The following is a 2,998-nucleotide window of genomic DNA, read 5'->3' as shown; positions in this document are numbered from 1 at the left end:
GCGCCCGTCCCCCTCCCGCAGCTCGACCCGGTCCCGGATCCCCGCGGGCTCCACGGCCAGCGCCTCACGGGCGACGGCCAGATGTCGCCCTCGCCGTATTCGCCGGGGCCGGTCTTGAAGAAGCGTTGCAGGTGATGCGCGTCAGTGGGGTTCGCCAGGTCGGCGAGGGCCTTACGCACCTGTGCAGCGGTGGGAAGCTCGGACACACGCACCTCCGGGTCGGCGGATTCCCTCCGCATTCAACACTGGTGCGGTGACATGCCGGAGCAGGCTCCCCGTCGTCCGATCAGGCCGGTAGTGCGCCGAGGAGGCGGCCCGACTCGAATGTCGCCGCACCGGAGGGCAACTCGCCCGGCCGACCGCTCGTGCGGACGGTGACGGTGCCGGAGCCGGTGGTGGGGCGGCCGAGTTCGTCCATCTTGCGCACGGTCTGGGCGGCGACGGCTTGGGCGCTGTCGAACAGGCGCACTCCGTCGGGCAGTGCGGCGATGATGGCGTCGATGACCAGCGGGTAGTGGGTGCAGCCGAGGACAACGCCCTCGACGTCGGCCGGGGTGCGCGCGGCCGAGTCGGCGATCGACTCACGGATCGCCACGATGTCACCGCGGTCGATCGCATCGGCCAGGCCGTGGCAGGCGACTCCGACCACCTTCGCGTCACCGCCGAACCTGGCGATCAGATCGGCCTGGTAGCGGCTGGCAGTGGTCGCCGCCGTCGCCCACACGGCCACCGAATTACATTGTGCGGCAGCAGGTTTGATCGCGGGGACCGTGCCGATCACCGGCACCGAATCCCCCACCTCCGCCCGCACATGCGCCAACGCGGTGACGCTGGCGGTATTGCACGGCAGCACGATCACCTCGGCCCCCGCCTCGATCGCCTGCCGTGCCGTGCCGACGACCCGCTCGACCACCCACTGCTCCGGCTTGGGCCCCCAGGGCGCACCATCGGGGTCGAGCAGCAGCAGCAAGTCGACGTCGGGCCGCAGCTTGCGCAACCACGAAGCCGTAGGCAACAGGCCGAGGCCGGAATCGATGAGCGCGACGATCACCGCTACACCGTATTACAGCGGCGAGCCCGGCCGATCGCGACCATGTACGCACCGGCCCGGGCGGGCTCAGCCTGCCGCGGCGAGGAGGTCCGCCACCGGGGTGGGGGTGGCCAGTTTGGCGCGCAGTTTCATCACCTGGCTGGTCAGGCCCGCACCGAGCACGGCCGTGAGGATGCCGTCGCGGGAGTAGTAGGCGAGGAACTTGCGGCCGTCGTCGGTGACCACGGTGACGTCGTCGCCGGCCGAGGGGGTGCCGAGGGCCTGGATCTTGATGTCGTACTGGTCGCTCCAGAAGTACGGGACGCGGGCCATGGTGGGCGGAGTACCGCCGAGGAGGGCGGTGACCAGCAATTTTGCCTGCTCACCGGCGCTCGTCCAGTGTTCGACCCGCTTGCGGACGCCGGAGTCGTGCTGCCAGGCGGCGACATCACCGACCGCCCAGACGGCGTCGGCGGAGGTACGGCCGACCTCGTCGGCGAGCACGCCACCGCCCGCAGACCTGTCGGCCAGCTCGATACCGGAGTCGGCCAACCAGTCGGTGACGGGGACCGAGCCCACGCCGACCACGACCAGGTCGGCGTCGATGTCGGTGCCGTCGGTGAGGACCGCGCCACACACCCGGCCGGAATCGTCGGCGCGCAGGGTGTCGACGCCGACACCACAGCGCAGGTCGACGCCTTCGTCGCGATGCAGGCGCGCCACCAGGCCACCGATCTGCTCGCCCAGGACCGAGGCCAGCGGGGTCGGCTGGGGTTCGACGAGGCTGACCTCGACTCCGGCGGCGCGGAAGCTGGCGGCGAGTTCGCAGCCGATGAAACCGGCGCCGATGATCAATGCCCGGTTCGCACCGTCCAGTTCGGCGCGCAGGGATTCGGCGTCCTCATGGGCACGCAGCACATGTACGCCCCCGACCTGGGGAAGACCGGGGAGCCTGCGGGGGCGCAGACCGGTCGCGATGATCAGCTGGTCGTAGGCGATGGTGGCGCCGTCGGCCAGGGTGACGGTGCGCGCGGCGGTGTCGACACCGGTGACGGCGGTACCGAGGCGCAGCTCGATGTTCTTGTCCGCGAAGAACTCCGGCGGGCGAAGGGTGGTGTCGTCGGTCTCGCCGCGCACGAACTGCTTAGACAGCGGCGGGCGGTCGTACGGCGCGCGCGTCTCGTCGCCGAGCAGCAGCACACCGCCCTCATATCCGGCCCGGCGCAGTTCCTCGGCCGTGCGCAGGCCTGCCAGACCCGCTCCGACGATCACGATGGGCGCGCTCATATTGTGTCCTCTCGGCATGCTCGGTCGCTGACCGCTCGTGCCATGTTTCTGCTGTGTCGCGGACCACTACGGCCCCCAGATGTTTGTACCAGTGCGCCGGGTCACCTGTGACACCCACGTCGCAACACAACCGTGCCGCTTCCGATGTCGACCGGGCGGTCAATCAGGAGTAGACCGAGGTCAGAGGTATTTTCGTCTCAACGAGGAGGCATTTCCCATGTTCACCAACAGTCGCGCACAGGACTTTCTGGCCGTTGTGCTCGGCGCATTCACCGCACTGTCGCCCCTGTGGCTCGACACCAACGACAACGCCCGCTGGACCCTGATCGTGCTCGGCGTACTCATCGCCGCGACCGGTCTGATCCAGATGGCCAGGGACGATCTGACGGTCGCGGACTACGCGATGGGCGTGTTCGGCGTGCTGTTGTTCATCTCGCCGTGGGCCATGGACTTCACCGCGTTCCGCGGCGCGTCCTGGACCGCATGGGTGGTCGGAGTGGTGACGGCGGTGGTGGCGGTCGCCGCGCTGCCTGCCATGAACCAGCGCCTGCACAACATGGCTCCACATCACTGATGCCGGGCCGACGAGTCGGGCGCCGCAACGCGAAACGCGATGGCGACGCCCGGCAACTCATCCTGGATGCCGCCGAGACCCTGTTCGCCGCGCAGGGATTCGACGCG

At 69.5% G+C, this 2,998-nt stretch carries 3 protein-coding genes and 1 pseudogene; 2 read left to right on the top strand and 2 right to left on the bottom strand.

The features are described 5' to 3' along the window. Positions 1–286: 286 nt before the first annotated feature. Positions 287–1,051: a glutamate racemase gene (locus ACFWF3_RS30395; RefSeq protein WP_378990886.1), complete on the bottom strand. Its 765-nt coding sequence runs from the start codon at positions 1,049–1,051 to the stop codon at positions 287–289. A gap of 66 nt (positions 1,052–1,117) precedes the next feature. Continuing rightward, complete coding sequence (locus tag ACFWF3_RS30390; protein ID WP_379317111.1) at positions 1,118–2,317, bottom strand: NAD(P)/FAD-dependent oxidoreductase; 1,200 nt, start codon at positions 2,315–2,317, stop codon at positions 1,118–1,120. Between the two features lie 217 nt (positions 2,318–2,534). Between ACFWF3_RS30390 and ACFWF3_RS30385 the strand changes: the two genes are divergently transcribed. Then, positions 2,535–2,891: an SPW repeat protein gene (locus ACFWF3_RS30385; protein ID WP_379317109.1), complete on the top strand. Its 357-nt coding sequence runs from the start codon at positions 2,535–2,537 to the stop codon at positions 2,889–2,891. Further along, positions 2,891–2,998: pseudogene (locus tag ACFWF3_RS30380) on the top strand (TetR/AcrR family transcriptional regulator); the annotation flags it as partial. The gene ACFWF3_RS30385 and the pseudogene ACFWF3_RS30380, both read left to right, overlap by 1 nt.

Origin of the sequence: Nocardia sp. NPDC060220 (assembly GCF_042727815.1) — a bacterium.
Lineage (GTDB): Bacteria > Actinomycetota > Actinomycetes > Mycobacteriales > Mycobacteriaceae > Nocardia.
This window is presented reverse-complemented; position numbering and strand designations above follow the sequence as displayed.

What these genes read in the sequence shown, in the direction of transcription:
- ACFWF3_RS30390 (WP_379317111.1), bottom strand. Translation starts at nt 2,317, where the DNA reads ATGAGCGCGCCCATCGTGATCGTCGGAGCGGGTCTGGCAGGCCTGCGC.
- ACFWF3_RS30385 (WP_379317109.1), top strand. Translation starts at nt 2,535, where the DNA reads ATGTTCACCAACAGTCGCGCACAGGACTTTCTGGCCGTTGTGCTCGGC.